Here is a 505-nt window from a genome sequence, read left to right as displayed (position 1 = left end):
GCCCGCGCGCGGCATTGGCGGTGCTTTCCAGACCCAATTTTCGCGCAGTCGCCAGATCAAGCACCCATGAGGCCAGCTTGCCATCTTGTATGAAGGCGCGCTTTTGTGCCGCCAAACCTTCGGCGTCAAAGGGGCGCGAGCCGCCTGCACGCTTGCGCAAAGGGTCTTCCAGCAGATCAAACCCAACAGGCAAAACCGCCTCACCCAATGCATCGCGCAACCAACTCGACCCGCGTGCAATCGCGCTGCCATTGATCGCGGCCAAGATGTGACCGATGAGGGTTGAGGAGACACGTTCATCAAAGAAAACGGGATATTTCCCTGTTTTTGGCTTTCGTGCCCCTGCGCGCGCAGCAGCACGCATCCCAGCTTCGCACCCTATTTCTTCGGGGCTAATCAGATCACTGCGGAAAATGCGGCCATCCCCGTAGTAATCCCGCTCCATGCCTGTGCCTTCGCCTGAAATTGCCACGCAGGAGAGGCCATAATCACTGCGGGCGTAGCC

1 protein-coding gene is annotated in these 505 nt (G+C 59.0%); it reads right to left on the bottom strand.

The window, feature by feature from the left end; translation table 11 throughout:
* Nucleotides 1-505: metallopeptidase TldD-related protein (locus ACR0B3_RS24585; protein ID WP_480811321.1), on the bottom strand; the 505-nt coding region annotated here is incomplete at both ends.

Source organism: Ruegeria sp. CE9 (assembly GCF_056537425.1).
The sequence above is the reverse complement of the archived record's forward strand: the minus strand, read 5'-3'. Positions and strand labels throughout refer to the sequence as shown.